The organism is Massilia sp. Root335 (assembly GCF_001425685.1).
In the GTDB taxonomy this organism is placed as follows: Bacteria; Pseudomonadota; Gammaproteobacteria; order Burkholderiales; family Burkholderiaceae_D; genus Telluria; species Telluria luteola.
This window is the reverse complement of the sequence record NZ_LMCY01000037.1, coordinates 266,520-292,422: the sequence shown is the minus strand read 5'-3', so window position 1 is coordinate 292,422 and position 25,903 is coordinate 266,520. Positions and strand designations below refer to the sequence as shown.

Genomic DNA, 25,903 nt, shown 5'->3' with positions numbered 1-25,903 from the left:
GGGCGCCGCCGGCGCAAGCCCGGTCAGTGCGCGGGCCGCGCCTGCGGCGTCCCGCGTCCGTCCGGGCGGCGCGCGCCGGCGTCGTTGGCGGCGTCCTGCTGGAGCAGCAGCTCCTGCGGCCGCGGCGCCGTCGAGATGCCCAGCTCGCGCAGCATCTGCATCGTCTCCAGCAGCACGGCCTGCTGGGTGCGCAGGAACAGGCCGTAGTCGACGTCGGACAGGTTGTAGACGATGTCGTATTCGAGGTAGTTCTGGTCCATCGTGGTCAGGTTCACGTGGTCCGGCCTGACCTTCTCCTTCGCCGCGATGATGGCGGACAGCCGCTCGGGCACCTGCGCCGCCACGTCGGCCGGCGTGGCCGGGTTCACGCGCAGGGTGTACTGCACGCGGCGCGTGTGCTGGCGCTTGAAGTTGTGGACGGTCTTGCGCAGCAGCTCGGCGTTGGCGATGACGATCTGTTCGCCGGACAGCGCGCGGATGCGGGTCGTCTTGAGCCCCACGTGCTCGATGGTGCCGAAGAATTCCGGCACCGAGATCGCGTCGCCGACTTCGAACGGCTTGTCGGTGGCGATGGCCAGCGACGCGAACAGGTCGCCCAGGATGTTCTGCACGGCCAGCGCGACGGCCACGCCGCCGATGCCGAGGCTCGCGACGAACGTCGTGACGTCGATGCCCAGGTTCGACAGCATCGCCAGCAGGAAGACCGTCCAGACGCTCCACTGCATGGCCCAGATCACGAGCGTGTGGGCGACCGTCACCTGGTCGTCTTCGCGGCCCTTGCCGTGCACGCGGAAATAGCGCCGCGCCGCCACGGCAATGGCGTGGTGCAGGTACACGGCCAGTTGCGCGCCGAGGGTGATGAACCACAGGTGGCCGATGCGCTGGTTCCAGGGCGGCGGCAGGTCGAGCACCGATGCGCCGATCAGCAGCGACGTGGCGAGGATGGCGAGATTGCTGGTGCGCGCCAGCGTGTGGCGCAGTACGTCGACGATGGGCTTGTGGGCCCGCGCGTCGTCCAGCTTGTCGAGGCGCAGCCGGAACAGGTGGACGGCGCCGTGGATGGCGATGAAACTGACGACGGCGACGCCGAGGCCGACGGCCGCGTTGGTCCAGCCGATGTCGAGATTGGAAAAATAGCCGCGGATGGTCATTGGGCTCCTTTCGGAAGGCGGTCGGGGTGCAGGCGGGGACGCGGGCGGGCGCGGCGGCCCGTCCGGTTACGGCGAAGGCGTGGCGCGGGCGGCGGGCGCCGCCCGGCGGGGACGGCTCAGTGGCGCGTGGCGCTCAGGTGCGCGCGCACGGCATCCGCGCTGCTGCCGGCCGTCTTGACGGCCTGTTCCAGCTCTTGCTCGGTCACGCCGAGTTCCTTCGTCCAGTACTGGACTTCCCACTTCTCGTGCAGGTTGATGCGCGAACGGTCCTGCGGGCCGCGGTTGTGCAGATTGTCGGACATGATGGCCTCCTTGATCGGTATGAACGCAGCATGCCACCGCGCGCGGCCGTATTCCGTTCGGTGTTTCACGTTGGGGACGCCTGAAAAGCGGTTCGTTTCCGCATTTCGCTTCGCAAACAAGCTGCCCGCGGCGCCCCCGGGCTTACGGCGAGGGGGTGTTTTGTTGTAGGCTAGCGTGATCGACAACCAGGAGAACTTGCATGACGAAGCCTTACGACACCGCGCAGCCCGAGCGCAGCGCCATCGACGCGCTGCCCGGCGTGGTCGCCCTCGATTTCGGCACCAACTGGTGCGGCTATTGCCAGGCGGCGGCCAGCCACATCGACGAGGCGCTGGCGCCGCATGCGGCGGTCCGGCACATCAAGGTGGAAGACGGTCCGGGACGCAAGCTGGGGCGCTCGTTCAAGGTGAAGCTGTGGCCGACCGTCGTCGTGCTCAGGGACGGCCAGGAAGTGGCGCGCGTCGTGCGTCCGGTCGACAGCCGCGAGCTGGCCGACGCCCTGTCCCAGGCCGGTGCCGCATGACCGGGGCCGCCACGCAGACCCGTCCCGCCCTGAACCGGCCCGCGACCGTGCTGTTCGCGAGCCTGATCGGCACGACCATCGAATTCTTCGACTTCTATATCTACGCCACGGCCGCCGTGCTGGTGTTCCCCAAGCTGTTCTTCCCGGCCGGGGACGCCGCCGCGGCCACGCTGCAATCGCTGGCGACGTTCGCCATCGCCTTTTTCGCGCGCCCCGTCGGCTCGGCCGTGTTCGGCCACTTCGGCGACCGCGTCGGCCGCAAGGCCACGCTCGTGGCCGCGCTGCTGACGATGGGCCTGTCCACCGTCGCGATCGGCCTGCTGCCCACCTATGCCGCGATCGGCACGGCGGCCCCGCTGCTGCTCGCGCTGTGCCGCTTCGGCCAGGGCCTCGGCCTGGGCGGGGAGTGGGGCGGCGCCGTGCTGCTGGCCACCGAAAACGCGCCGCCGGGCAAGCGCGCCTGGTACGGCATGTTCCCGCAGCTGGGCGCACCGCTGGGCTTCTTCCTGTCGAGCGGCGTGTTCCTGCTGCTGTCCGGCCTGCTTTCCGACGCCGAATTCCTCCGCTACGGCTGGCGGATCCCGTTCCTGGCCAGCAGCATGCTGGTCCTCGTCGGCCTGTACGTGCGCCTCAAGATCACCGAAACGCCCGATTTCCAGGCCGTGCTCGACCGCAACGAGCGCGTCAAGCTGCCCGTTGCGGACGTGTTCGCGAACCATACGCGTGCACTGGTGCTGGGCACGCTGGCCGCGCTCGCCACGTTCGTCGTGTTCTACCTGATGACCGTGTTCGCGCTCAGCTGGGGCACGTCGGCGCTGGGCTATTCGCGCCAGACTTTCCTGCTGCTGCAGCTGGGCGCGATCGTCTTCTTCGGCCTGACGATCCCGATCTCCGCCGTGCTGGCCGACCGCCACGGCCGGCGCGCGGCGATGATCCTCGTGTCCGCGGGCCTGGCGCTGTTCGGCCTGCTGTTCGGGCCGATGTTCGGGTCCGGCAGCCTGGCGCTCGTCGCCCTGTTCCTCGTACTGGGCCAGTGCCTGATCGGCATGACGTACGGGCCGCTGGGCACGCTGCTGTCGGAACTGTTCCCCGCCGAGGTGCGCTACACCGGCGCGTCGCTCACGTTCAACCTGTCGGGCATCCTGGGCGCCTCGCTGGCGCCGTATGTGGCAACATGGCTGGCGACGCACTACGGCCTGCAGACGGTGGGCTGGTACTTGAGCGTGGCGTCCGTCATCAGCCTCGTCGCGCTGCTACTGACGGCGCCCACGCCGCGCGGCTCGCCGGCCGCGGCACGCTGATCGGAGGAAGGCAATGGGACTGCAGGGCGGATGCATGTGCGGCGCGGTGCGCTACGAGGCCACGGGGGCCGTCACCCATCCGACGCTGTGCCATTGCGTCGACTGTCGCCGCGCCAGCGGCGCCCCGGCCCTCGCGTGGTTCAGCGTCCGCAAGGATGCGCTGCGCTGGACCCGCGGCACGCCGGCGCGCAATCCGTCCAGCCCCGGCGTCGAGCGCCTGTTTTGCCGCGACTGCGGCACCCAACTGACCTGGCACGGCGCGGCGGCGCCGGACGAGATCGACGTCACGACCGGCAGCCTCGACGATCCGGACGCGCTGCCGCCGGCCGACCACACTTATTATTCGCAGCGGGTACGCTGGCTGCACCTGGCCGACAGTTTGCCGCGTTACCCGCGATTACGTTCCGACGGCATGGAGCCTTGACGTAAACGACACATAATCTGATCTTGCCGGAAAAAATTACAATAAAATACACAATTGTGCGCACGAAACGATAGCAAATCGTTAAAATGAAGCTCTACCAATTTACACGGAGAACTTCATGTTCCAGTCTGTCCTGCGTCTTGCCACCGGTGCCGTCCTCATGTCCGCCGCGCTGTGCGCCTCCGCCGCCCCGGCCACGTACAAGGACTTCAAGCTTTCCGGCGTGCTGCAGGAAATCCCCGGCCCGTCGGCGCGCTGCGCATCGAATTTCGGCGGCACCATCCTGGGTTTCGGCACCAGTTCCCTGGTCGGCAAGGTGACGTTCCTGGCCAGCGACTGCATCGCGCCGAGCGGCACATCCTATACCTTCAGCCAGGGCAAATTCCTGGTCACGACGATGACCGGCGAACTGATCTTCGCTAACTACAGCGGCCAGTTCGTGCCGACGGGCGAGGGCGCCAAGTTCGTGTTCAGCGGCGCCACGTTCCAGGTGACGGGCGGCACCGGCCGCTACGCCAGGGCGACCGGCGGCGGCGACATGACGGGCGGCGAGGATATGACGACGGGACAGGGGACGATCCAGCTTACCGGCCGGATCCTGACGAAATAAGCGGACTGCGGATGCGACATGACGGCCGGGACCGCCCGGCCGTCGCCGTTTCGGATCAAAACGATCGGAACGGTCAGAACGAATAGACGAGCGTCAGCGACGTCTGCGTATCCGTATTCTTCTTCGTGTCCGGCACGTTCGTGTCGTTGCGGGCGCTGAACGCGGCCTTCATCTGCATCGTGCCGTTGATCTTGGTGGACAGCGCCGTCTCGGCGATCGAGTGCATGTTGGACGTGCCCCGTTCCACGCTGACGCTCTGGGAAAACGCCGCGGACGGGCTCACGCGCCAGCGCAGCTGGGCCGCGCCGCGCACGGTCACGCCGGATTCGATGCCGCCGGCCGCATTCTCGCCGTGGAAATAACCCGGGCCCACCTCGACGTCGACGGTCTCGTTGTCGCGCTTGAGCAACTGGGTGCCGTAACCGACGCCGACCGAGGAATAGCGGGTGTAGGCGCCGAATTTATCGTTCACGTGCGAGCCCAGCAGGAAGGCGCGGTTGCCGTCCTCCAGCAGCTTGAACGCCGCCTTGGCCGACACCGAATAACGCTCGGCGGAGCGGGTGCGCGTCGTCGTGCCGTCGCCGTTGTGCGTGACGTCTTCCTTGAAATAGCCGCTGACGATGTACTCGTTGCTCCAGTTGGCCATCTCGTGGCGGGCATCGACCTTGCCGGTCACGGAGGTGCCTTCGGTGTTGCCCGAGGTCGTGATGGCGCCGAGCTCGGCGGAGGTGTACCAGTTGCTGCCTTCCGGGATCGTCGTGGCGGGCGCCTGGGTGAAGTAACTGGACGACGGCACGCTGTCGGCGAGATCGTCCGGAGCGGCCATCGCCGCCCCCGCGCTGGTCAGGGCCAGCACACAAAGCATCAGAGATTTCATAGCCATCTGTACGGCTGCCTTCCGTCGCCATCGGGAGCGATGCACAGCCTGTCGTTCACGGATCGTCCGTCGGGCCGGAGCCCGTCGGCGGAGGCGACATTGTAGCCCAAAGCGCAGGTCGAAATACTTTCGCACGGAAATTTTACACATTGACCCGCGGGATCGGCCCGATAAACCGGATAAATGTTACGTACCCTATAATTGTGTTTGCAATTCTGGGCAACTGTTGCCTAGAATGCTTGCTTTGCCGACATACCGGCGTGAATGTATGAAGGAAGCACTTTGATCAGGCTAGTCATCGCCGACGATCATGAGTTGATCCGCGAAGGGATCAAGAAGATCGTACGGCCCTGCGTCGACCTAAAAATCGTCGGCGAAGCCGCAGACTTGAAGCAAGCGATCGCCCTCATCACCCAGGTTCACCCAGACGTCGTGATCCTGGACTTGACCCTGCCCGACTATGACGGGCTGGACGGCCTCGCCGAATTGCGGCGCCATTTCCCCGACCTGCGGGTCGTGATCCTCAGCATGCATCCTGAGGAACGGTACGCGCTCGCCGCGTTGCGGGCGGGTGCGCTCGGCTATGTGTCGAAGACGATGGCCTCCGCCGAGCTGGTCGAGGCCGTCCGGCGCGCGGCCGCCGGCGGCACCTGGCTGGGCCCGCGCGTCGGCATGTTGCTCGCGCACGATGCGCGCCCCGGCGTCCGGCCGGCGCATTACAGCCTGACCCCGCGCGAGGCCGAAATCGTCGCCCTCATCGGTTCGGGACTGCAGATCAAACAGGTCGCGGCCGAGCTGGGCATCAGCGTCAGCTCGGTCAACACCTACCGCACGCGCATCTTCCGGAAGATGGGCCTGTCGACGAACGCGGCCCTGATCCGCTACGCACTGCAGCACGGGCTGGCGGGCTGACCTGCCGTGCCGCCTCACATGTTGTCGCATGGCAACAATGTTAAAGGGTCGTTGTCATAGAATTCATGACAGCGATTTCAATACAAGTGTGTCTTTCCGGGGGCGGCCACGTCCCGCCGGTGTTAAATCTGTGTAAAACTGGAAGCGGACCCTGCAGAAGTAAAGACGGTTGGACATACGGGCAGCGGTTCGAGCGAATGTTAATGCTTCACCATCTTAGCTAATATCAATGCAACTTTTCATGGCCGGGGTGTGCGCTGCACCGGCCACCGATTGCATTGATCACGGCACGGACCGCTTCGCGGGCCGGCGCGAACAAGATGACAACAACGCACAAGAGAGAGTCGTCCGGCCGGCACTATGACGTCCTCGTGGCCGAGGACAGCCCGACCCAGGCCCAGCAGCTTGCCCGGCTGCTGGCACAGGACCCCGATTGCCGCGTGCGCCTGGCCCCCGACGGCCGCGCCGCGCTCGCCGCCGTGCGGGCACAACCGCCCGACCTGGTCATCAGCGACATCGCCATGCCGGCCATGGACGGTTATGCGCTGTGCCGCGCCCTCAAGGACGACGCCCGGCTGTCCGCCATACCCGTCCTGCTGTTCACCCGCCTCACGAGCCTGCAGGACATCGTGCGCAGCCTCGAGGCCGGCGCCGACGGCTTCGTGCGCAAGCCCTACGACGGCGCCCAGCTGCGCGAGCGCGTGGACCGCATCCTGCGCGGGCGCGACGCGGGCGACCCGGCACGGCCGCTGGAAGTGATGGCGGACGAGCGGCGCCACATCTACGAGCTGCTGGTGGCCACCCACGACCAGGCCCTGCGCCTGAACGCCGAACTGGATACGCAGCGCAAGGACCTGGCGCGCATGGTCGGCTCCCTGGGGCTGCTCGGCACGATCGCCGGTGCGCTCAACGAGGCCGCCAGCGAAGCGGACGTCGCCCGGGCCGCACTCGACCATCTGTTGCGGATGCCGGCGCTCGCCGGCGCCGCGATCAGCACCGTCGCGCCGGACGGCGCCTGGTGCCTGCTGGCGCAGCGCGGCGACGCGCCCGATATCGGTGCCTGCCTGTGTGCGCACGGCAGCGCGCTCGATGACCCGGCGTCCGTGTGCCTGCCGCTGCTGGCCGGCGACCGCCGGCTCGGGCTGCTGCATGCGCGCGCCCGGCCGGACGCGTTCGGCGAAGACGAACGCAAGCTGCTCGACGGGGTGGCGCAGCAGGTCGCCCTCGCGCTCGAGCGCGCACGCCTGTACACGCGCGCCGAGGCGCTCGTCGTCGAGCGGACGCAAGCCCTGCACTCGGAGCGCAACCGGTTGTCGGCCGTGGTGGAGACCGCCGGCACGCTCGTGCTGCTGGCCGACCCGGAAGGGCGCATCGTGACGTTCAACCGCGCCTGCGAGGAATCGCTGGGCTGGCGCGCCGACCAGGCCCTGGGCCGCCGCTGCTGGGAAGTGGTGCGCGGCGCCGAGGACCCTGACGTCGTGCGCAACCTGTTCACCGGACTGGCCAGCGATCCGCCGCCGCAGCGGCTGCAGGGCGAATGGCGCACGCCGGACGGGCGCACGCGCAGCATCGTCTGGACCCACACGCTGCTGCGGCGCGAGGATGGCAGCGTGGAATTCGTCCTCGCCACCGGCATCGACGTCACGGAACTGCGCGGCGCCGAGCAACGCTTGCACTATGCCAGCAACTACGATGCCGTCACGGGCCTGCCGAACCGCGACCTGCTGCGCGAGCGCCTGCGCCGGATGAAGGCGCAAGCCAGGAGCGACGGGCGCATGCTCGGCTTCATGCTGCTGCGCTTCGGACGCATGGCGCTGATCCGCGAAGCCCTCGGCCCGGGCGCCGAACAGGCCTTGCTGCAGGAGGCGGCGGCGCGCCTGCGGGAGGTCGGCGCGCACGACTTCGTGGCGCGCTTTTCCGAAGGCGCGTTCGCGCTGGTCCTGGCGGGTGCGGACGCCGAGGAACTCGCCGCCGGCGCGCGCCGCGTACTGGCCGCGCTCAGCGCACCGTATGCGTACGAGCACGAGGAATTCCACCTCGATCCGAGCATCGGCATCGCCATCTACCCGAACGACGGCGTCGCCTACGAAACGCTGGCCAGGGGCGCGGAAACGGCGCTGCGCCAGGCGGCGGACGGCGTCGGCCACCGCTACGCCTTCTACCGCCCGGAACTGAACCAGGATGCGAACGACCGCTTCAAGCTGGAAAACGGGCTGCGCCGCGCCCTCGAACGGGGCGAGCTCGAACTGCATTACCAGCCGCAGATCGCGGTGGACGGCGGCGCCATCGCCAGCGCCGAGGCGCTGCTGCGCTGGCGCCACCCGGAGCGCGGCTTCGTCCCGCCGTCGACCTTCATCCCGCTGGCAGAGGAGACGGGGCTGATCCTCGAGATCGGGGAGTGGGTGCTGCACCAGGTGTGCCGCCAGCTCGACACGTGGCGCCGCGCTGGCCTGCCCGTCGTGCCGGTGGCCGTGAACCTGTCGGCGCACCAGTTCACGGAACAGATCCTCGGCACCGTGCGGCGCGTGCTGGACGACTGCGGCCTGGACCCGGGCCTGCTCGAACTGGAACTGACCGAGAGCGCGTCGATGGCCGACGCGGGCAAGAGTTTCGCGCTGCTGGCCCAGCTGAAGGGGATGGGCATCCGCCTTGCCATCGACGATTTCGGCACCGGTTATTCGAACCTCAACTACCTGAAACGCTTCCCGGTGGATCGCCTCAAGCTTGACCGTTCGTTCGTGCACGAGCTGGAAACGGACCCCGACGACCTTGCGATCGCGCGGGCCGTCATCGCGATGGCCCACGGCCTGCGGCTCTCGGTCGTGGCGGAGGGCGTCGAGACGGCCGGCCAGCTGCAACTGCTGGCGGAACTCGGGTGCGATCTCGTGCAGGGCTGGCTGTTCAGCCCCGCCGTGCCGGCGGCGGAATTTGCCGCGATGCTGACGGCCGGGCAGGCGGCGCGCGCCGCCGGCGGCGCGCCGGCTCAGGCGCCGATGTAGACGATCTTGAAGGCGAACAGGGCCGCGATCACCCAGATCACCGGCTTGACCTCGCGCGCGCGGCCCGTCGTCAGCTTCAGCAGGGCGTAGGTGATGAAGCCGAACGCGATGCCTTCCGCGATCGAATACGTGAACGGGATCACGAGGGCCGTGATCGCGGCCGGCACGGCTTCCGTCGTGTCGTTCCATTCGATGTCGCCGAGGTCGCGCAGCATCAGGCAGGCGACGAACAGCAGGGCGGGCGCCGTCGCGTAGGCGGGGACCACGCCCGCCAGCGGCGCGATGAACAGGCAGGCGAGGAACAGGACCGCCACCGTCAGCGCCGTCAGGCCCGTGCGGCCGCCGGCCTGCACGCCCGCGGCGCTCTCGATGTACGCCGTGGTGCTCGACGTGCCGAGCATGGAGCCGGCGACGATGGCCGCGCTGTCGGCCAGCAGCGCCTTGTTCAGTCGCTCCATCTTGCCTTCGACCAGCAGGCCCGCGCGGCTGGCGACGCCCATCAGCGTGCCGGTGGCGTCGAACAGCTCGACGAGGAAGAACACGAGCACCACGTTGATGATGCCGACGCCCAGCGCGCCCTTGACGTCCAGGTGCATCAGCGTCGGCGCGATCGACGGCGGGGCCGAGACGATGCCGTGGAACGTATTCCCGCCGAAGAAGAAGCTGAGGATCGTCACGGCGACGATGCCGATCAGGATGGCGCCCCGCACCTTCAGGCGGTCGAGCGTGACGATCAGCAGGAAGCCGAAGACGGCCATGACGGCCGCGGGCTTGTGCAGGTCGCCGGCCTGCACGAGCGTCGCCGGGCTGGCGACGACGATGCCGGCGCTCTTCAGGGCGATGAGCGCGAGGAACATCCCCAGGCCCACCGTGATCGCCACGCGCAGCGAGCGCGAGATGCCGTTCACGATCATCGCGCGCAGGCCGAACACGGACACGAGGATGAACAGGCAGCCCGACACGAACACGGCGCCGAGCGCCGCCTGCCAGGGCACCTTCATCCCCAGCACGACGGCATAGGCGAAATAGGCGTTCAGGCCCATCCCGGGTGCCATCGCGATCGGATAATTGGCGTACAGGCCCATGACCAGGCTGCCCAGCGCGGCCACGAGGCAGGTGGCGACGAACACGGCGTCCTTGGGCATCCCGGCATCGCCGAGGATCGTGGGATTGACGAAGATGATGTAGGCCATCGTCAGGAACGTCGTCAGGCCGGCCAGGATTTCGGTCCTGGCGTCGGTGCCGCTCTGGCGTAGTTTGAATAATTGTTCGAGCATGTTCTCTGGACTCCGGAGGCGTGGTTGCGGACCCGGTTATTGCGTATATGCATCCCGAGTCCGATGACCGAAGCATAACATCCGGTACTTTTCCCGCGAAGCTTTCCCGGCTGCCCGTGCAAATTCAGAACAAAAGTTCTTGCGTACGTAATATATTAGGCATACCATCCTGATATATCAGATCAGCTACCCAAGGAGCTACACGACATGACCGCCTTCATGGACCAGGATTTCCTCCTCACGACCGACGTCGCCCGCAAGCTGTACCACGAAGTCGCCGCCGATTTGCCGGTGATCGACTACCATTCGCACCTGCAGCAGGGCGAGATCGCCGAGCGCAAGAAGTTCCGCAACATCGCCGAACTGTGGCTGGGCGGCGACCACTACAAATGGCGCCTGATGCGCACGGCGGGCGTGCCGGAGGAGTACTGCACGGGCGACCGCCCGGACAAGGAGAAATTCCTGGCCTTCTGCAAGGTGCTGCCGCTCGCGATCGGCAACCCGATCTACCACTGGAGCCACCTGGAGCTGCGCCGCATCTTCGGCATCGACCTCGTGATCAACGCGAAGAACGCCGAGGCGATCTGGGAACAGGCCAACGCCAAGCTGGCGACGATGGACACGTGGACGTTCCTGGAGCAGGCCAAGGTGGAAATCGCGTGCACGACGGACGACCCGGCCGACGACCTGCTGCAGCACGCCGAGATCGCGCAGTCGGCGCTGAAAACCCGCGTGCTGCCGGCCTACCGTCCGGACAAGGCCATGCGCATCAATAATCCCGGCTACGTCGAGTACGTGGCGCACCTCGCGGACGTCGCCGGCGTGAAGATCGATTCGTTCGCGTCGCTCATCGCCGCGCTGGCGAACCGCGTCGAATACTTCCACGCCCGCGGCGGCCGCATTTCCGACCACGCCATCGACATCCCGCTGCCGGCCGTCGCCGCGACGGCCGAGGAGCTGGAAGGCCTGTTCGCCAAGCGCATGAAGGGCGAACTGCTGGGCGACCTCGAACAGGCGCGCTACCTGCGCGGCCTGCTGGAAGCCATCGGCGCCGTGTACGCGAAATTCGACTGGACCATGTGCTTCCACATCGGCGCCATGCGCAACAATAACCAGCGTATGCTGGAGACCCTGGGGCCGGACACCGGCTTCGACTCGATCTCCGACATGACGACCAGTAACGGCCTGGTCGCGCTGCTGTCGGCGCTGGACGCCCACAAGCAGCTGCCGAAGACGATGCTGTTCAACCTGAACCCCGCGATGAACGAAGTGCTGTCGACGATGATCGGTAACTTCCAGGACGGCAGCGTCGCCGGCAAGGTGCAGTTCGGCCCGGCCTGGTGGTTCAACGACCACAAGCTGGGCAACCTGAACCAGATCGTCGCTTTCGGCAACCACTCCGTGCTCGGCATCTTCGTGGGCATGGTGACGGACTCGCGCAGCTTCGCGTCGTACCCGCGCCACGACTACTTCCGCCGTCTCGTGTGCCGCCAGCTGGGCGAATGGGTCGCGGCCGGCGAGTATCCGGAAGACTTCGACGCACTGGCCACGATCGTGCGCGGCATCTGCTACGAGAACGCCAAGAACTACTTCAAGCTCTGATTGGGCAACCATGCAAAAAGTAATCTGCATTCACCCGGACGACAGCATGCTGGTCGCCCTGACCGACCTGGCGCCGGGTGACGTCGTGACGTGGAACGGGGAGAACATCCTCGTGTCGACGCCGATCAAGACCAAGCACAAGCTGGCACGCCGCGCGTTCGCCGAGGGCGACCTGCTGACCATGTACGGCGTCGTGGTCGGCAAGGCCACGCAGGCCATCCGCAAGGGCGAGGCCGTCACGACCGACAACCTGGCCCACTACGCATCCGAGGTGGAGATCGGGGAGAGCAAGCCCTACACCTGGACGCCGCCCGACGTGGCCGACCTCGAGGAAGCGACGTTCGACGGCATCGTGCGCGCCGACGGCCGCGTGGGCACCGCGAACTACTGGCTGATCTTCCCGCTCGTGTTCTGCGAGAACCGCAACGTCGAGCACCTGCGCAACGCGCTCGAAGGCCCGCTCGGTTATTCGACCAACGACCTCGCGTCGCTGACGTTCCAGTTGCTCGGCGAGGACATGGAGGCGCCCAAGGCAGTGGTCCGTCCGTTCCCGAACCTGGACGGCGTGCGCATCATCACCCACAACGGCGGCTGCGGCGGCACGCGCGCCGACGCGCGCTCGCTGTGCAAGATCCTGGCCGCGTACGCCGACCACCCGAACGTGGCCGGCATCACCGTGTTCTCGCTGGGCTGCCAGAACGCGCAGATCGCCATGTTCAAGGATGCCCTCGCGAAGCAGAACCCGGACTTCGACAAGCCCGTGCTGATCTACGAACAGCAGCAGTGGGACAGCGAAGAAAAGATGATGAAGGCCGTCCTGCAGGACACGCTGACGAACCTGAAGGACGCGAACAAGGTCCGGCGCCAGCCGGTGCCGCTGTCGCACCTGAAGATCGGCGTGAAGTGCGGCGGCTCGGATGGTTTTTCCGGCATCTCCGCCAACCCGGCGATGGGCTATGTGTCGGACATGGTCGTCGCCGTGGGCGGCTCGTCGATCCTCGCCGAGTTCCCGGAACTGTGCGGCGTGGAAGCGAGCCTGATCGAGCGCTGCGTCGAGGACGACGACAAGCGCCGCTTCCTCGGCATGATGCGCGACTTCGAGCAGCGCGCGCTCGCCGTCGGCACGCACTTCGCCGACAACCCGAGCCCCGGCAACATCCGCGACGGCCTGATCACGGACGCGATGAAATCGGCCGGCGCCGCGAAAAAGGGCGGGACGTCGCCGATCGTCTCGGTGCTGGACTACGGCGAGCAGACCGACAAGCAGGGCTTGTCCCTGCTGTGCACCCCGGGCGGCGACGTCGAATCCGTCACCGGCATGGTGGCGTCGGGCGCGAACGTCGTGCTGTTCTCGACCGGCCTCGGCACCCCCACCGGCAACCCGATCGTGCCCGTGCTGAAAATCTCCAGCAACAGCCGGGTGGCGAACAAGCTGTCCGACCTGATCGACTACGACTGCGGTCCGATCATCGAAGGCAAACCGCTGCCCGACGTGGCGAAGGGCCTGTTCGGCATGGTCGTCGACACTGCGGGCGGCAAGTACAAGTGCAAGGCCGACCGCCTGCAGCAGTACGACTTCATTTTCTGGAAACGCGATATTTCCCTGTAAGGCGAGACATATGAACCAACTCCGTCGTCAAGCGCCGTTCGCGCTGCCCGTCAAGATCCTGCAATTCGGCCAGGGCAATTTCATGCGCGGCTTCCTCGACTGGCAGGTCGACCTCCTGAACGAACGCACGGGCCTGAACGCGGGCGTCGTCGTCGTGCGCCCGCGCGGCGGTTCGGCCACGCCGCTGCTGGACGTGCAGGACGGCCTGTTCACCGTCCTCGTGCGCGGCCTCGACGAAGCGGGCCAGCCGGTCAAGCACTACCGCACCGTCGAATGCGTGCAGCGCGAAATCGACCCGGCCACGATGTATGGCGACTACCTCGCGCTGGCCGCGAATCCGGACCTGCGCTTCGTCGTCTCGAACACGACGGAAGCCGGCATCACCGTCAACGACACCGACCGCGCCGACGACGCGCCGCCCGTGACGTTCCCGGCCAAGCTCACGCAGCTGCTGTTCCGGCGCTTCAGCGCATTCGGCGGCGCACAGGACAAGGGGCTGATACTGCTGCCCTGCGAACTGATCGACAAGAACGGCGCGGCGCTCAAGGACGCCGTGCTGCACTACGCGCGCCTGTGGCAGCTGCCGGCCGGCTTCGCGGCGTGGATCGGCGACGCCTGCACGTTCTGCAATACGCTCGTCGACCGCATCGTGACCGGCTATCCGGCCGCCGACGCGGAAGAGATCGGGCGCGAACTCGGTTACGCCGACCCGTTCCTGGTGGCGGCCGAATACTACTACCTGTTCGTGATCCAGGGCCCGGCGCAGGTCGCCGAAGAACTGAAACTGGCCGGCAGCGGCCTGAACGTCAAGCTCGTCGACGACATCACGCCGTACAAGAAGCGCAAGGTGGGCATCCTGAACGGCGGCCACACGACGCTCGTGCCGGTCGCGCTGCTGGCCGGCCTGGAAGCCGTCGGTCCGGCCGTCGACGACGCGCAGGTGGGCAGCTTCCTGCGCGCCGCCATCGATGAGGAAATCATCCCGGCGCTGGAGATGGACCGCGCGGAGCTGGAGGCGTTCGCCGCCGACGTGCTGCGCCGCTTCCGCAATCCGGCCATCCACCATCGCCTCGCATCGATCGCGCTGAACAGCTGGAGCAAGTTCGCCGCGCGCGTGATGCCGCAACTGCTGCGCTACGCCGACCTGCACGACGGCCGCCTGCCGCGCCGCCTCGTGCTGGCCCTGGCCGCGACGATGGTGCTGTACCGCGGCGGCGTCATCGACCTCGCCGACGACGCCGCCACGCTGGCGTGGTTCCGCGCCGGCTGGGACAAGGTGGCTGCCGGCGAATGGACGCTTGACGACCTCGCGCGCGGCTGGCTCGCCCACGCCGCGCTGTGGGGCCGGGACCTGAACGAGGTCCCGGGCCTGGCCGCGCAACTGGCCGCGAACCTGCGCGCCATCGAGCAGCAGGGCATGCGCGCGCTGCTCGCTTAAACCGCAAACGACAACCGAACGTAGGGTGGGCGGCCTCCGCCCGCGCGAATGCCGGCGTAACGCCGACGTCACGCGTGGACACGGGGTGTCCACCCTACGCAAAAGAACGCCGAGGGCGATTCCCGCCCGACGGCTCGAGATGTTGCGCGCCAAAATTCGGCGCAGGAGGGGACTACCGTGAACAAACTGAAAGGCATGCGCTGGTGGATGGTGGGGCTGGTCACGCTCGGCCTGATCGTCAACTACCTGGCGCGCAACACGCTGTCCGTCGCGGCGCCGACGATGATGGCCGACCTGCACATCGACACGAAGCAGTACTCGTACATCGTCGTCGCGTGGCAGGTCTGCTACGCCGTCATGCAGCCGGTCGCCGGCTTCGTGCTGGACGCGATCGGCACCAAGATCGGCTTCGCCGTGTTCGCGCTCGCGTGGTCGGTCGCGTGCGCCTGCGCCGCGCTGGCCTCCGGCTGGCAGAGCATGGCGTTCTTCCGCGGCCTGCTCGGGCTGACGGAGGCGGCGGGCATCCCGGCCGGCGTCAAGGCGACGACGGAATGGTTCCCGGCCAGGGAGCGCTCGGTCGCCATCGGCTGGTTCAACATCGGCTCGTCGATCGGCGCCCTGTGCGCGCCGCCGCTCGTCGTGTGGGCGATCCTGCACGCGGGCTGGCAGTGGGCGTTCGTCATCGTCGGCGTGCTGGGCGCCGCCTGGACCCTGCTGTGGACGGTGTTCTACAAGCACCCCCGCGACCAGAAGCTGCTGTCCGACGCCGAGCGCGACTACATCCTCGCGGGCCAGGAAGCGAAGCACCAGGACAGCGGCGCGAAAGCGTCGTGGCGCGAGATCGTGCGCAACCGGAATTTCTGGTCGATCGCGATCCCGCGCTTCCTGTCCGAGCCGGCCTGGCAGACCTTCAACGCGTGGATCCCGCTGTACATGGCGACGGAGCGCCACATGGACCTGAAGGAGATCGCGGCGTTCGCCTGGCTGCCGTTCCTGGCCGCCGACATCGGCTGCGTGCTGGGCGGCTATCTGTCGCCGTTCGTGCACCGCCACTTCAACGTGTCGCTGGCCGGGTCGCGCAAATGGGTGATGGCGTTCGGGTCGCTGTGCATGATCGGCCCGGGCTGCATCGGCCTCGTGGCGAGCCCGTACACGGCGATCTTCCTGCTCTGCATCGGCGGCTTCGCGCACCAGACGCTGTCCGGCGCGCTGTACGCGATCACGTCCGACGTCTTCGGCAAGCACGAAGTGGCCACGGCCACGGGCCTGGCCGGCATGTCCGGCTACCTGGGCGCGACCTTGTTCACGCTGGTGTTCGGCGTCGTGGTCACGCACGTGGGCTACAGCCCGATGTTCGTCGTGCTGGCCGTGTTCGACGTGCTGGCGGCGATCGTCGTCTGGACGCTGGTGCGCGACGGCGGTCCGCGCGCGCCCTTGGCAACCGATGCCCCCGCCATCGCCGAGACCCGCTGAACACTCTGCGGTAAACTCTCCGGCCCCGACAACCACATGAACGAGCGACAAGGATTAACGATGGGAGCACACACCGTCTACGCGATCGGCGAATGCATGATCGAACTGCAGCGCAGCAGCGAAGGAGCGGGCGGCACGATGGATTACCGCTTCGGCGGCGACACCCTGAACACGGCCGTGTACATGGCGCGCCTGCTCGATCCGGCCGTCGCCAACGTCGCTTATGTGACGGGGCTGGGCGTGGACGGCATGTCCGCCGAGATGCTCGCCGCGTGGGAGCGCGAAGGGGTCGAGACCGCGTGGGTGCAGCGCCTGCCGGACCGCCTGCCGGGCATCTACATGATCGAGACCGACCCGGACGGCGAGCGCCGCTTCCACTACTGGCGCCGCGATTCCGCCGCGCGCCACTGGCTGCACGCGCCGGACGCGGGCAGGGTGCTCGTCCAGCTGGCGGGTGCGCGCATGGTCTATTTGTCGGGCATCAGCCTGGCGATCCTGGCGCCGGCCGACCGCGAACTGCTGATCGCGGCGCTGGCCCAGTGCCGCGCGGCCGGCGGCAGCGTCGTGTTCGACAATAACTACCGGCCGCGCCTGTGGGAAGACGCCGCGACGGCGCGCGCCGTCTACGCCCGCGTGCTGGCCCATGCGGACATCGCGCTGCTCACGCTGGACGACGAGGTTGCGCTGTACGGCGCGACCGACGCGGACGGCGTCATCGAACGGACGCGCGCGCTGGGCGTGGGCGAAATCGTCGTCAAGTGCGGCGGCGCCCCGTGCGTCGTGTGGCATGACGGCTGGACGTACGCGGTCGCGCCCGAACCCGTGCGCGACGTGATCGACACGACGGCCGCCGGCGATTCGTTCGGCGCCGGCTACATGGCGGCGCGCCTGTCCGGCCAGGGACCGGAGGCCGCCGCGCGCGCCGGCCACCGCCTCGCCGGCACCGTGATCCGCCACCGCGGTGCGATCATCCCGCGCGACGCCATGCCCGGCAACTGAATAGCGCGACTGGACGCCCGAGTTTCGCTACACTGCCGACCATGAACATCTTGACCCCACCTACCGACGTGACCGAGGCCGAGAGCGGCATGAGCGCGTCGCGTCGCGTCTACCTGTGCCTGCGCCGGCGCATCGTCGAAATGACCATGCTGCCGGGCGCGCGCGTCGTCGAGCGCGACATCGCCGAGGAGTTCGGCACGAGCCGCACCCCCGTGCACGAGGCCGTGCAGCGCCTGGCCGACGAGGGCCTGATCGAGATCGTGCCGCGCTCGGGCACGTTCGTCGCCCGCATCCCGCTCGACGCGCTGGAAGAGGCCAACCTGGTGCGCCACGCGCTGGAGACGGCGATCATCGAGAAGGCGGCGGAGCGCGTCGGCGCCGGCGACGCGGCGCGCCTGCGCGCGATCCTGGCCGAGCAGGAGGCCGCCATCACGGCCAACGACTTCGGCACGTTCCACCGCACGGACGAGCGCTTCCACGCGCTGCTGGCCGAGCTGTCCGGCTATCCGGGCGTATGGCCGATCATCCAGCAGGCCAAGACGCAGATGGACCGCTACCGCCAGCTCACCCTGCCGCTGGAAGGCCGTATGGCCGGCGTGCTGGAAGAGCACCGCGCCGTGGTCGAGGCCATCGAGGCGCGCGATCCGGCGCGGGCCGTCGCCGCCATGCGCGAACATCTGGACCACGTGATGCCGGTGCTGGAAATCACCCGCAAGCTGCGGCCGGAGTTCTTCACCACCCACCTCGACACCCGTCCCGCGCGCTGATCGTTCGCCCGTAAAGCGCGCCCGGCCTGGGTTCCGCGCGACCGATTTGCTACCATGGTGACTTGTTCACTAAAATGAAGTCAGCCATGCCCAACAACAAGCGCCCGGCCAAGGGCCCGTCGGCCCAGCCCAACCGCAAACCCGCCGCCAAGCCGGTGGAAGCGGACCCCGACGAGCTGGCCCAGAACCTCGTCGACCTGGCGCTCGAGATCGCCGAGCGCGAGTCCGCGGACGCCGCGACGCTCGACGCGCGCAGGCAGGACCTGACCGTATTGATCAGGCGGCTGCTGCGGCGCAAGCACGACGACGTGCTGCACGGCGCCATCGAAGTCGCGCGCTACACGGACGCCGACTGCTGCCGCCTGCTGCGTGAGCGCGTGGAAGAGGAGGCCGCCACGCTGCACCTGCGCGGCGACGGCAAAGATGGGACCGAAGGCGGCGAGCTCGAAATCGACGCCTTCATGATCCCGCTGTTCGTGCACAGCACCGGCGGCCTGAATCAGGCCGACGTGTTCCGCGACGACGCCGATTACGAAGCCCTGATGGACAGCTTCCGCTCGTCCGGCCTGGCGAGCGCCGGCACCCGCATCGTGCTCGTGCGCCACCTGTACGACCTGGACGCCGTCGACCGCATCCGCTACAGCGACCTGCAGGACATGCTGAGGGAAGCCGCGCAGGCGCTGCGCTCGCGCAAGCTCGTGCCCACGCCCGCCATCGAGGCGAGCATGCGGCCCTGGCCTGCCGGCGACTACGGGCCGGACGAGGAGGCGATGGAATTGCGGTTCCTGCTCGGCTTCGCGCTGAAGGCGGCCGACGATCCGTTCTACCACGTGCCGGCCGACGAGGCGGCGGCGGACGCGTATTTCGAAGGCCGCATGGCCCGCTACCGCATGTGGGCGGGCAGCGTTGCGCCGCTGCTGCAGCGCTGCCTGTCGGTGCACCCGACGGACGTGGAGCTGAATTTCCTGTACCAGGACCTGTTCTACGGCGCCAAGGAGCAGGGCGTGGCGGAGCTGGGCATGCTGGCCACGCTGTCCGAAGTCAACCAGCGCCTGGACGAGCAGCAGCGCGCGCCGGAGCGCATCAAGGCCGTCGTCGCGCCCGTCGAGGCGAACGGCGAGCCCGTGCTGCGCATCAACCTGTACCCGCTGGACGGCGGCGCGCCGCTCGCCACCGTCGACAAGCCGATGGACCTGGCCGCCGACCTGTCGGCCGAACTGGCCGACTTGTGCGACGCCCTGGGCACGGTCGGCCTCGACGGCGTGCTGCTGGCCCGCGGCTTCGATGCCGCCGGCGAGCCGGAAGACGCGGAACCCTATCTTTCGGCCTGAACCGGTTCGGCCGGCCCGAGCGGCCGGCCGGCACGCCCTTCCTGCCCCCGACCGCGCCGCCCGGCGCGGTCTTCTCCCTCTGAAAACACGCCTTTTTTCGACCCCGGACCGCCCGGTTTCCCGTCGTTTCGCAAGCGCGAATGATGCAATTTCGTAGTGTTTTTTCCTGCGTCCCCGTAGGAGGGAACCTACATGGTTGAGCGCTGTGCCGAGCTCTCCTAGGGAGACCCGGACCGTGCCGGTCGGAGGGGGTTTCCTGATGAAAACATTGCAATGCATAAATGAAAATATTAAGAATTTTGCATGATACGATTCACTGGTCCGGCATCTGATCTGTCGGTGTTTTCCAGAGCATCGAAGCATCAGTGGCGGGCCTTGAATCCAGATCAACTAGAACGCCCCAAGGCGAAAGGAAATCAACATGCCGACCCTGATCGTGTTTTGCCATCTGCGCTGGGACTTCGTCTTCCAGCGCCCCCAGCACCTCATGACTCGCCTGGCGGAACACTACCGAATCCTGTTTGTCGAGGAGCCGGTGTATGACGAGGGCGAGGCGCACCTGAAGAAGACGGCCGTCGCGCCGAACATCACGGTGTGCCAGCCGCATACCGGCATCCAGGCACCCGGCTTCCACGACGACCAGATCCCCACGCTGCAGACGCTGCTGGCCGACCTCGTCCCGGAAGGCGAGCGTCCCGTCGTCTGGTTCTACACGCCGATGGCCCTGCCGCTGCTGCAAGGCTTCGATCCGGCCCTCGTGGTCTACGACTGCATGGACGAACTGGCCGCCTTCAAGAATGCCCCGAAACAGCTGCTGCAGCGCGAGAACGCGCTGCTGAACATCGCCGACCTGTGCTTCACCGGCGGCCCGAGCCTGTACCAGTCCAAGCGCGACCGCCACGCGAACGCGCACTGCTTCTCGAGCAGCGTCGACGCCAAACACTTCCAGAAGGCCCTCGACCGCGACGACAGCCATCCCGAGCAGGCGCACCTGGCACGGCCCCGCCTCGGCTTCTACGGTGTGATCGACGAGCGCTTCGACACCGACCTCATCAAACAGGTCGCGGCGGCCCGGCCCGAGTGGCAGATCGTGCTCGTCGGCCCGGTCGTCAAGATCGACCCGGCCAACCTGCCGCGCGCGGAGAACATCCACTACATGGGACAGCGCACGTACGAACAGCTGCCGCAGTTCCTGGCCGGCTGGGACGTCTGCCTGCTGCCGTTCGCGCTGAACGAGTCGACCAAATTCATCAGCCCGACCAAGGTGCTGGAATACATGGCGGCCGAACTGCCGTCCGTCAGCACCCCGATCACGGACGTGAAGGTGCCGTACGGCGACGTCGTCGCCATCGCCGACACGCCGGAAAAATTCATCGCCGCCTGCGACCGCATGCTGGCGATGACGGCCGAGCAAAAGACGGCCCTGACGGAGCGCATGCGCGCCATCGTCGCCGGCACGTCGTGGGACCTGACGGCCACGAAGATGCACCAGCTGATCCAGACGACCGCGCCCAGCAACAAGGCGCAGCGTTTCATCGCCCGCGCGGAGGAAGCGGACTTCGACGACGTCGTCAATGCCGAGAACGTGAACCCGCTGCCGATCGCGGCGCTGGCGGCGCGCATGGCGCCCAAGGACGGCATGGCGAAGGCCGCCGGCTGAGCCTGCGCTTGCGCGCATGACCGTCGCCGTGGCGTTATGCCGGCAATATCCGGACGGTGATAACGGGGTGGGGCAGGTTGCGCTATGTTGCAAGACATATAGCACAACCCGGCCCCGACATGTCCAGAGAAATCATCGACACCCACCTGATCCGCATCCTCCACACCCTGATGGAAGAGGGCAGCGTGTCGCGCACGGCCGACCTGCTGGGACAGACCCAGCCGGCCATCAGCGTGGCGCTGCGGCGCCTGCGGACGATCACGGGCGATCCGCTGCTGGTGCGCAGCGGTAATCGCATGGTGCCGACCGTCCGCGGCCTGGCGCTCATCGGGCCGGCGAGCCAGGTGCTGCGCGGCGTCGACGACATCCTGCGCCCGGCCGAGGGCTTCGATCCCGGCGTTGCCGACCAGACGTTCCGGATCGCGTCCCCGGATTATCTCGACGTCTTCTTCGTGCCGGCCATCGTCGACCGCCTGCGCCGCCAGGCGCCCAACGCCAGGATCGAGTTCACGCACCTGCTGGCCGGCGGCGGCTACGAACGGGGCCTGGAAAGCGGATTCGTCGACCTCGTGATCGGCAACTGGCATACGCCGCCGGCGCACCTGCACCTCCAGCCCCTGTGCGACGATGAGCTGGTGTGCCTGATGCGGGACGCGCATCCGATCGCACCCGGCGCCCTCGACACGGCGGCCTTCGCCGCGGCGGACCACCTGACGGTCACGACGCACGGGGGCGCCGGTCCCGGCACGATCGACATGGCGCTGCGCAGCGCCGGATTGCGGCGCAACGTCGTCGCGACCTTGCCGTATTTTTGCGCCGCGCCCTATGTGCTGGTGAAGTCCGACCTGATCTTCACGACGACGCGTTCGTTCGCGCGCCATTACGCCGAATTCCTGTCGTTGCGCGTGGAACCGTTGCCCGCGGCGGCGCCGGCCCTGCGCTACTACCAGCTCTGGCATGAGCGCACGCATCGGGCGCCGGCCTCGAAATGGCTCAGGGACCTCGTCGCCCAGGCCACCAGCGACCAACTCGGGATGACCGCGCACGTGCGAAAAAGCGCAATACGCTGATCATTTCCCTCAACAGCAACGAGACGTGGGATGTTATCGATACAATCCACGGATGCGACTCCAGACACTCTTCATCACACTCCTCCTCGCGCTCGTGTGCGGCCGCGCCGGCGCGCAAGGCGCGGCCACCTGGATCTGGTATCCGGGCGACTTCGAAATCTGGCTGAGCAACAAGGTGCAGGCCCGGCGCGTCGAGCGCGACGTCGCCTGGCCGCCGTTCTGGCGGCTCTACAGCCACCAGCCGCAGGTGAATTTCACGCGCCAGGTGGACCTGGTCGAGCCGGAGGACATCGACGTTAGCGTCGAGGGCACGTACAACGTCGCCATCGACGGCCGTTTCGTCCACGGCGACCAGCGGCATATCCGCGTACCGGCCGGCAAACACACGCTGAATGTCCAGGCATACAATCCGGCGTCCCCGCCGGCCGTCCTGGTGCAGGGCAAGACCATCCGTTCGGACGCTTCGTGGACGGTCGGGCCGCGGCCCGGCATGCCGGCGGCAGGCAGCCCCGTCCATGCGGCCCACTGGAACTTCGACACGCCCGACAACCCACCGTCGCGCTACCGGCTGGCGACGCGCGAGGCGCGGCCCGCCACCGTCAGGCGCGAAGCACACGCCGTCCTCGTCGACTTCGGCGCGGAAACGACGGGCTTCGTCAAGCTGAAGAACCTCACGGGCAGCGGCCGCGTGACCTTGTACTACGGCGAATCGCGCGAGGAGGCATTGTCGGAAGCCGGCGCCGAAACCCTCGACACGTTCACGCTGGCGCACCACCACGGCGACTTCACGGCCCCCACGTCGCGCGCCATGCGCTACGTGAACATCCGCCTGGACGGCGGCCTGCGCGTGGGCGACGTCGCGCTCCTGTACGAATACCTGCCGGTCGCGCACCGCGGCAGCTTCCGCAGTTCCGACGCTGAACTGAACAGGATCTGGGACGTGGCGCAGCGCACGCTGGAACTGAACACGCGCGAATTCTTCATCGACGGCGTCAAGCGCGACCACTGGGTCTGGTCCGGCGACGCCGTGCAGGCATACCTGATGAACTATTACGCCTTCTTCGACGGCGACACGGTCAAGCGGACGACGTGGGCGCTCCGCGGCGCGGACCCCGTCGACATGCACATCAACACGATCCTCGACTATTCGCTGTACTGGTTCATCGGCATCCGCGACTATTACCAGTACACGGGCGACGACGAGTTCGTGAAGACGATCTATCCGCGCATGGTCTCGCTGATGGATTTCGTGCTGGCGCGGCGCGACGCCGACGGCATGCTGGAAGGGCAGCCGGGCGACTGGGTCTTCGTCGACTGGGCCGACATGCCGAAGGACGGCGAATTGACGGTCATCCAGCTGCTGTTCGCGCGCAGCCTGGACGCGATGGCCGACTGCGCGGCGCTCGCGCACGACGAGGCGAAAGCCGCCACGTACCGCCGGCTGGCCACCGAGCTCAAGGCGAAGATCCGGGCGGCATTCTGGGACCCGCGACGGCAGGTGTTCATCCACGGCCGCAAGGACGGCAAGACGAATCCGCTGGTCACGCGCCACCCGAATATGTTCGCGCTGCTGTTCGGCTACCTGGACGACACGCAGGCGGCCGCCGTCCGGCGCAACGTCCTCATGAGCGACGACGTGCCGAAGATCACGACGCCCTATATGCGGTTCTACGAACTCGCCGCCCTGGCGGAAAGCGGGCAGCAGGCCTATGTGACGCATCAGATCAAGGATTACTGGGGCGGCATGCTGCGCGCGGGAGCGACCTGTTTCTGGGAACAGTACGATCCGAACGTCCAGGGCGCCGCGCGCTACGCGATGTACGGCAAGCCGTTCGGCATGAGCCTGTGCCACGCGTGGGGCGCGAGTCCCTTGTACCTGCTCGGCAAATACTACCTGGGCGTGAAACCGACGCAGCCCGGGTATGCGGCGTATGTCGTCGAGCCCGACCTCGGCGGCCTGCAATGGATCGAAGGGAAGGTGCCGACGCCGCACGGTGACATCGCGGTGTTCGCCGACACGCAGCGGATCAGGGTGACCGCCGTCGCGGGCGCCGGCGTGCTGCGGTTCACGAGCACGACCACGCCGCGCAGCGCGGATGGTGCGATTCGTCACGTCGCGGACGACCGCTACGAAATGACGCTGGAGGGCGGCAAGACTTATGTCGTCGAACGGACGGATTGACGACGTACCCGTTCAGCCGCCGTCCGCTTCCACGATACGGATGGGGCGCGTACCGATCCTCGCCCCCGTCACGGCATCCACGGCGACGGGTTCGATGTCGGTTCCCGTGTCGGCATCCACGAAGCGCGTCAGCGCGCCGCCGCCGCGGTGCTGGCGTCCCCATGCCCCGATCATGAACAGTACCGGCAAGAAATCGCGACCGGCGGGCGTCAGCACATACTCCTCACGCGGCGGGCGCTCGGAATAGCAGCGCTTTTCCAGCAATCCTTCGGCCGTCAAATCCGTCAGGCGCCGCGTCAGGATGCCGGGCGCGATGCCGAGACTCTTGCGAAACTGGTCGAAACGGGTGAGGCCGGCGTGCGCGTCCCGCAGGATCAATATGCTCCACGCATCTCCCGCGACGGCCAGCGTGCGCGCGATCGGGCAGGGGGAATCACATGAATTCTTGGCAATCATTCGACTTAATTCTCTTTTGATAGTGACTCGGTTTCATTTTAGAAGTATAGTCAGTATTAAATCGATAGTAAATGGCCGGGAGCGGCCGCACATCAAACGGAGGTTCGGATGAACATGAAGAAAACGTCGGGCGTCGCCCTCGTCACGGGAGCGTCTTCCGGTATCGGTGAAGCGAGCGCGCGGCGGCTCGCGCAGGCCGGCTACACAGTCTACGGCACCAGCCGGCGCGGCGCGGCGGCCGGCAGCCAGCCGTTCGAGCTGCTCGCGCTCGACGTGACGAGCGACGCGTCCGTGGACGCCGCGGTCGCGGAAGTGATACGCCGGGAAGGGCGCATCGACCTGCTCGTCAACAACGCCGGTTTCGGCGTCGCGCCCGCGGCGGCGGAGGAGAGCTCGCTCGACCAGGCGCGCGCGGTGTTCGATACCAACTTCTTCGGCATCGTCCGGATGACCCGCGCCGTCGTGCCGCACATGCGGCATCAAGGCCGGGGGCGCATCGTCAACATCGGGTCCGTGCTGGGTTTCCTGCCGATGCCGTACATGGCGTTGTATTCCGCGACCAAGCACGCCGTCGCGGGCTATTCGGAATCGCTCGACCATGAATTGCGCACCATGGGCATCCGCGTCTCGGTCGTCGAGCCCGCCTACATCAACACACCGTTCGATGCGAACCTGATGCAACCCGACGCGCCGCTCGACGTGTATCGCGAGATCCGCGCGGCCGTCGCGACGCGGGTCAAGGAAGTGCTCGTCGGCGCGGACGGGCCGGACGTCGTCGCCGCTGCCGTGCTGGAGGCGGCCACGGCGGCCCAACCGAAACGCCATTACACGCCCGGCGCCGCCGGCCGCCTGCAGCTGCTGCGCAGGTTCGCGCCCGCCCCGATGGTGGACGCGGGCGTGCGCAGGGACCTGAGGCTCGGCGCATGAGCGGAGTCACCA

At 67.5% G+C, this 25,903-nt stretch carries 22 protein-coding genes; 17 read left to right on the top strand and 5 right to left on the bottom strand.

All coding sequences use genetic code 11. The features are described from left to right. Positions 1-23: 23 nt before the first annotated feature. Together ASC93_RS20900 and ASC93_RS20895 are read right to left on the bottom strand one after the other, a co-directional pair. Positions 24-1,151: a mechanosensitive ion channel family protein gene (locus tag ASC93_RS20900; RefSeq protein ID WP_056446916.1), complete on the bottom strand. Its 1,128-nt coding sequence runs from the start codon at positions 1,149-1,151 to the stop codon at positions 24-26. Positions 1,152-1,267: 116 nt separating this feature from the next. Beyond that, positions 1,268-1,453, bottom strand: a complete 186-nt coding sequence (locus tag ASC93_RS20895) for a DUF3606 domain-containing protein (RefSeq protein WP_056446913.1) — start codon at positions 1,451-1,453, stop codon at positions 1,268-1,270. Between the two features lie 200 nt (positions 1,454-1,653). Between ASC93_RS20895 and ASC93_RS20890 the strand changes: the two genes are divergently transcribed. The 4 genes from ASC93_RS20890 (at position 1,654) to ASC93_RS20875 (ending at position 4,312) form a co-directional block, all read left to right on the top strand. Beyond that, entirely contained in the window at positions 1,654-1,977 is a 324-nt protein-coding gene (locus tag ASC93_RS20890; RefSeq protein ID WP_056446907.1) for a thioredoxin family protein, read from the top strand. Beyond that, a complete protein-coding gene (locus ASC93_RS20885) occupies positions 1,974-3,278 on the top strand; it encodes an MFS transporter (protein WP_056446904.1) in 1,305 nt (434 codons plus the stop codon). The genes ASC93_RS20890 and ASC93_RS20885 overlap by 4 nt, the downstream gene beginning before the upstream one ends. 13 nt (positions 3,279-3,291) lie before the next feature. Further along, positions 3,292-3,702 (top strand): GFA family protein, encoded by a 411-nt coding sequence (locus ASC93_RS20880; protein WP_056446901.1) that lies wholly within the window; start codon positions 3,292-3,294, stop codon positions 3,700-3,702. Positions 3,703-3,820: 118 nt separating this feature from the next. Further along, complete coding sequence (locus ASC93_RS20875) at positions 3,821-4,312, top strand: hypothetical protein (RefSeq protein WP_056446898.1); 492 nt, start codon at positions 3,821-3,823, stop codon at positions 4,310-4,312. 73 nt (positions 4,313-4,385) lie between these two features. Here ASC93_RS20875 and ASC93_RS20870 read toward each other — a convergent pair whose 3' ends face one another. Next, positions 4,386-5,189, bottom strand: coding sequence for a YdiY family protein (locus tag ASC93_RS20870; RefSeq protein WP_307189019.1), 804 nt, complete (start codon positions 5,187-5,189; stop codon positions 4,386-4,388). A gap of 282 nt (positions 5,190-5,471) precedes the next feature. Between ASC93_RS20870 and ASC93_RS20865 the strand changes: the two genes are divergently transcribed. Then, complete coding sequence (locus ASC93_RS20865; RefSeq protein WP_056446891.1) at positions 5,472-6,101, top strand: response regulator transcription factor; 630 nt, start codon at positions 5,472-5,474, stop codon at positions 6,099-6,101. Between the two features lie 320 nt (positions 6,102-6,421). Further along, a complete protein-coding gene (locus ASC93_RS20860; RefSeq protein WP_157202046.1) occupies positions 6,422-9,100 on the top strand; it encodes an EAL domain-containing protein in 2,679 nt (892 codons plus the stop codon). Here the strand turns inward: ASC93_RS20860 and ASC93_RS20855 are convergent. Then, entirely contained in the window at positions 9,085-10,377 is a 1,293-nt protein-coding gene (locus tag ASC93_RS20855; RefSeq protein WP_056446885.1) for an NCS2 family permease, read from the bottom strand. The genes ASC93_RS20860 and ASC93_RS20855 overlap by 16 nt on opposite strands. Before the next feature lie 207 nt (positions 10,378-10,584). On the opposite strand from ASC93_RS20855, the gene uxaC reads away from it, so the two are divergent. The 10 genes from uxaC to ASC93_RS20805 all read left to right on the top strand — a co-directional run bounded on the left by uxaC (position 10,585) and on the right by ASC93_RS20805 (position 24,508). Continuing rightward, the gene (gene uxaC, locus ASC93_RS20850; protein WP_056446881.1) at positions 10,585-11,979 is read left to right on the top strand and encodes a glucuronate isomerase; all 1,395 of its coding nucleotides are present in this window, start codon (positions 10,585-10,587) and stop codon (positions 11,977-11,979) included. A 10-nt stretch (positions 11,980-11,989) separates the two neighbouring features. Then, complete coding sequence (locus ASC93_RS20845; RefSeq protein WP_056446878.1) at positions 11,990-13,588, top strand: UxaA family hydrolase; 1,599 nt, start codon at positions 11,990-11,992, stop codon at positions 13,586-13,588. 10 nt (positions 13,589-13,598) lie between these two features. Continuing rightward, positions 13,599-15,026: a tagaturonate reductase gene (locus tag ASC93_RS20840; RefSeq protein WP_056446875.1), complete on the top strand. Its 1,428-nt coding sequence runs from the start codon at positions 13,599-13,601 to the stop codon at positions 15,024-15,026. 195 nt (positions 15,027-15,221) lie between these two features. Then, the gene (locus tag ASC93_RS20835) at positions 15,222-16,499 is read left to right on the top strand and encodes an MFS transporter (RefSeq protein ID WP_056447035.1); all 1,278 of its coding nucleotides are present in this window, start codon (positions 15,222-15,224) and stop codon (positions 16,497-16,499) included. Between the two features lie 60 nt (positions 16,500-16,559). After that, the gene (locus tag ASC93_RS20830) at positions 16,560-17,498 is read left to right on the top strand and encodes a sugar kinase (protein WP_056446872.1); all 939 of its coding nucleotides are present in this window, start codon (positions 16,560-16,562) and stop codon (positions 17,496-17,498) included. A gap of 50 nt (positions 17,499-17,548) precedes the next feature. Then, positions 17,549-18,265, top strand: a complete 717-nt coding sequence (locus ASC93_RS20825; protein ID WP_229412818.1) for a GntR family transcriptional regulator — start codon at positions 17,549-17,551, stop codon at positions 18,263-18,265. An 86-nt stretch (positions 18,266-18,351) separates the two neighbouring features. Continuing rightward, positions 18,352-19,596: a hypothetical protein gene (locus ASC93_RS20820; protein WP_056446869.1), complete on the top strand. Its 1,245-nt coding sequence runs from the start codon at positions 18,352-18,354 to the stop codon at positions 19,594-19,596. Positions 19,597-20,017: 421 nt separating this feature from the next. Then, positions 20,018-21,256, top strand: coding sequence for a glycosyltransferase family 1 protein (locus ASC93_RS20815; RefSeq protein WP_056446866.1), 1,239 nt, complete (start codon positions 20,018-20,020; stop codon positions 21,254-21,256). Between the two features lie 119 nt (positions 21,257-21,375). Beyond that, on the top strand, positions 21,376-22,326 hold the full coding sequence (locus tag ASC93_RS20810; RefSeq protein WP_056446863.1) for a LysR family transcriptional regulator: 951 nt from the start codon (positions 21,376-21,378) through the stop codon (positions 22,324-22,326). A 52-nt stretch (positions 22,327-22,378) separates the two neighbouring features. After that, complete coding sequence (locus tag ASC93_RS20805; RefSeq protein WP_056446860.1) at positions 22,379-24,508, top strand: amylo-alpha-1,6-glucosidase; 2,130 nt, start codon at positions 22,379-22,381, stop codon at positions 24,506-24,508. Between the two features lie 12 nt (positions 24,509-24,520). On the opposite strand, the gene ASC93_RS20800 is transcribed toward ASC93_RS20805, so the two are convergent. Further along, a complete protein-coding gene (locus ASC93_RS20800; RefSeq protein ID WP_056446857.1) occupies positions 24,521-24,964 on the bottom strand; it encodes a helix-turn-helix domain-containing protein in 444 nt (147 codons plus the stop codon). Between the two features lie 108 nt (positions 24,965-25,072). Between ASC93_RS20800 and ASC93_RS20795 the strand changes: the two genes are divergently transcribed. Continuing rightward, complete coding sequence (locus ASC93_RS20795) at positions 25,073-25,891, top strand: oxidoreductase (protein ID WP_056446854.1); 819 nt, start codon at positions 25,073-25,075, stop codon at positions 25,889-25,891. Positions 25,892-25,903 lie beyond the last annotated feature (12 nt).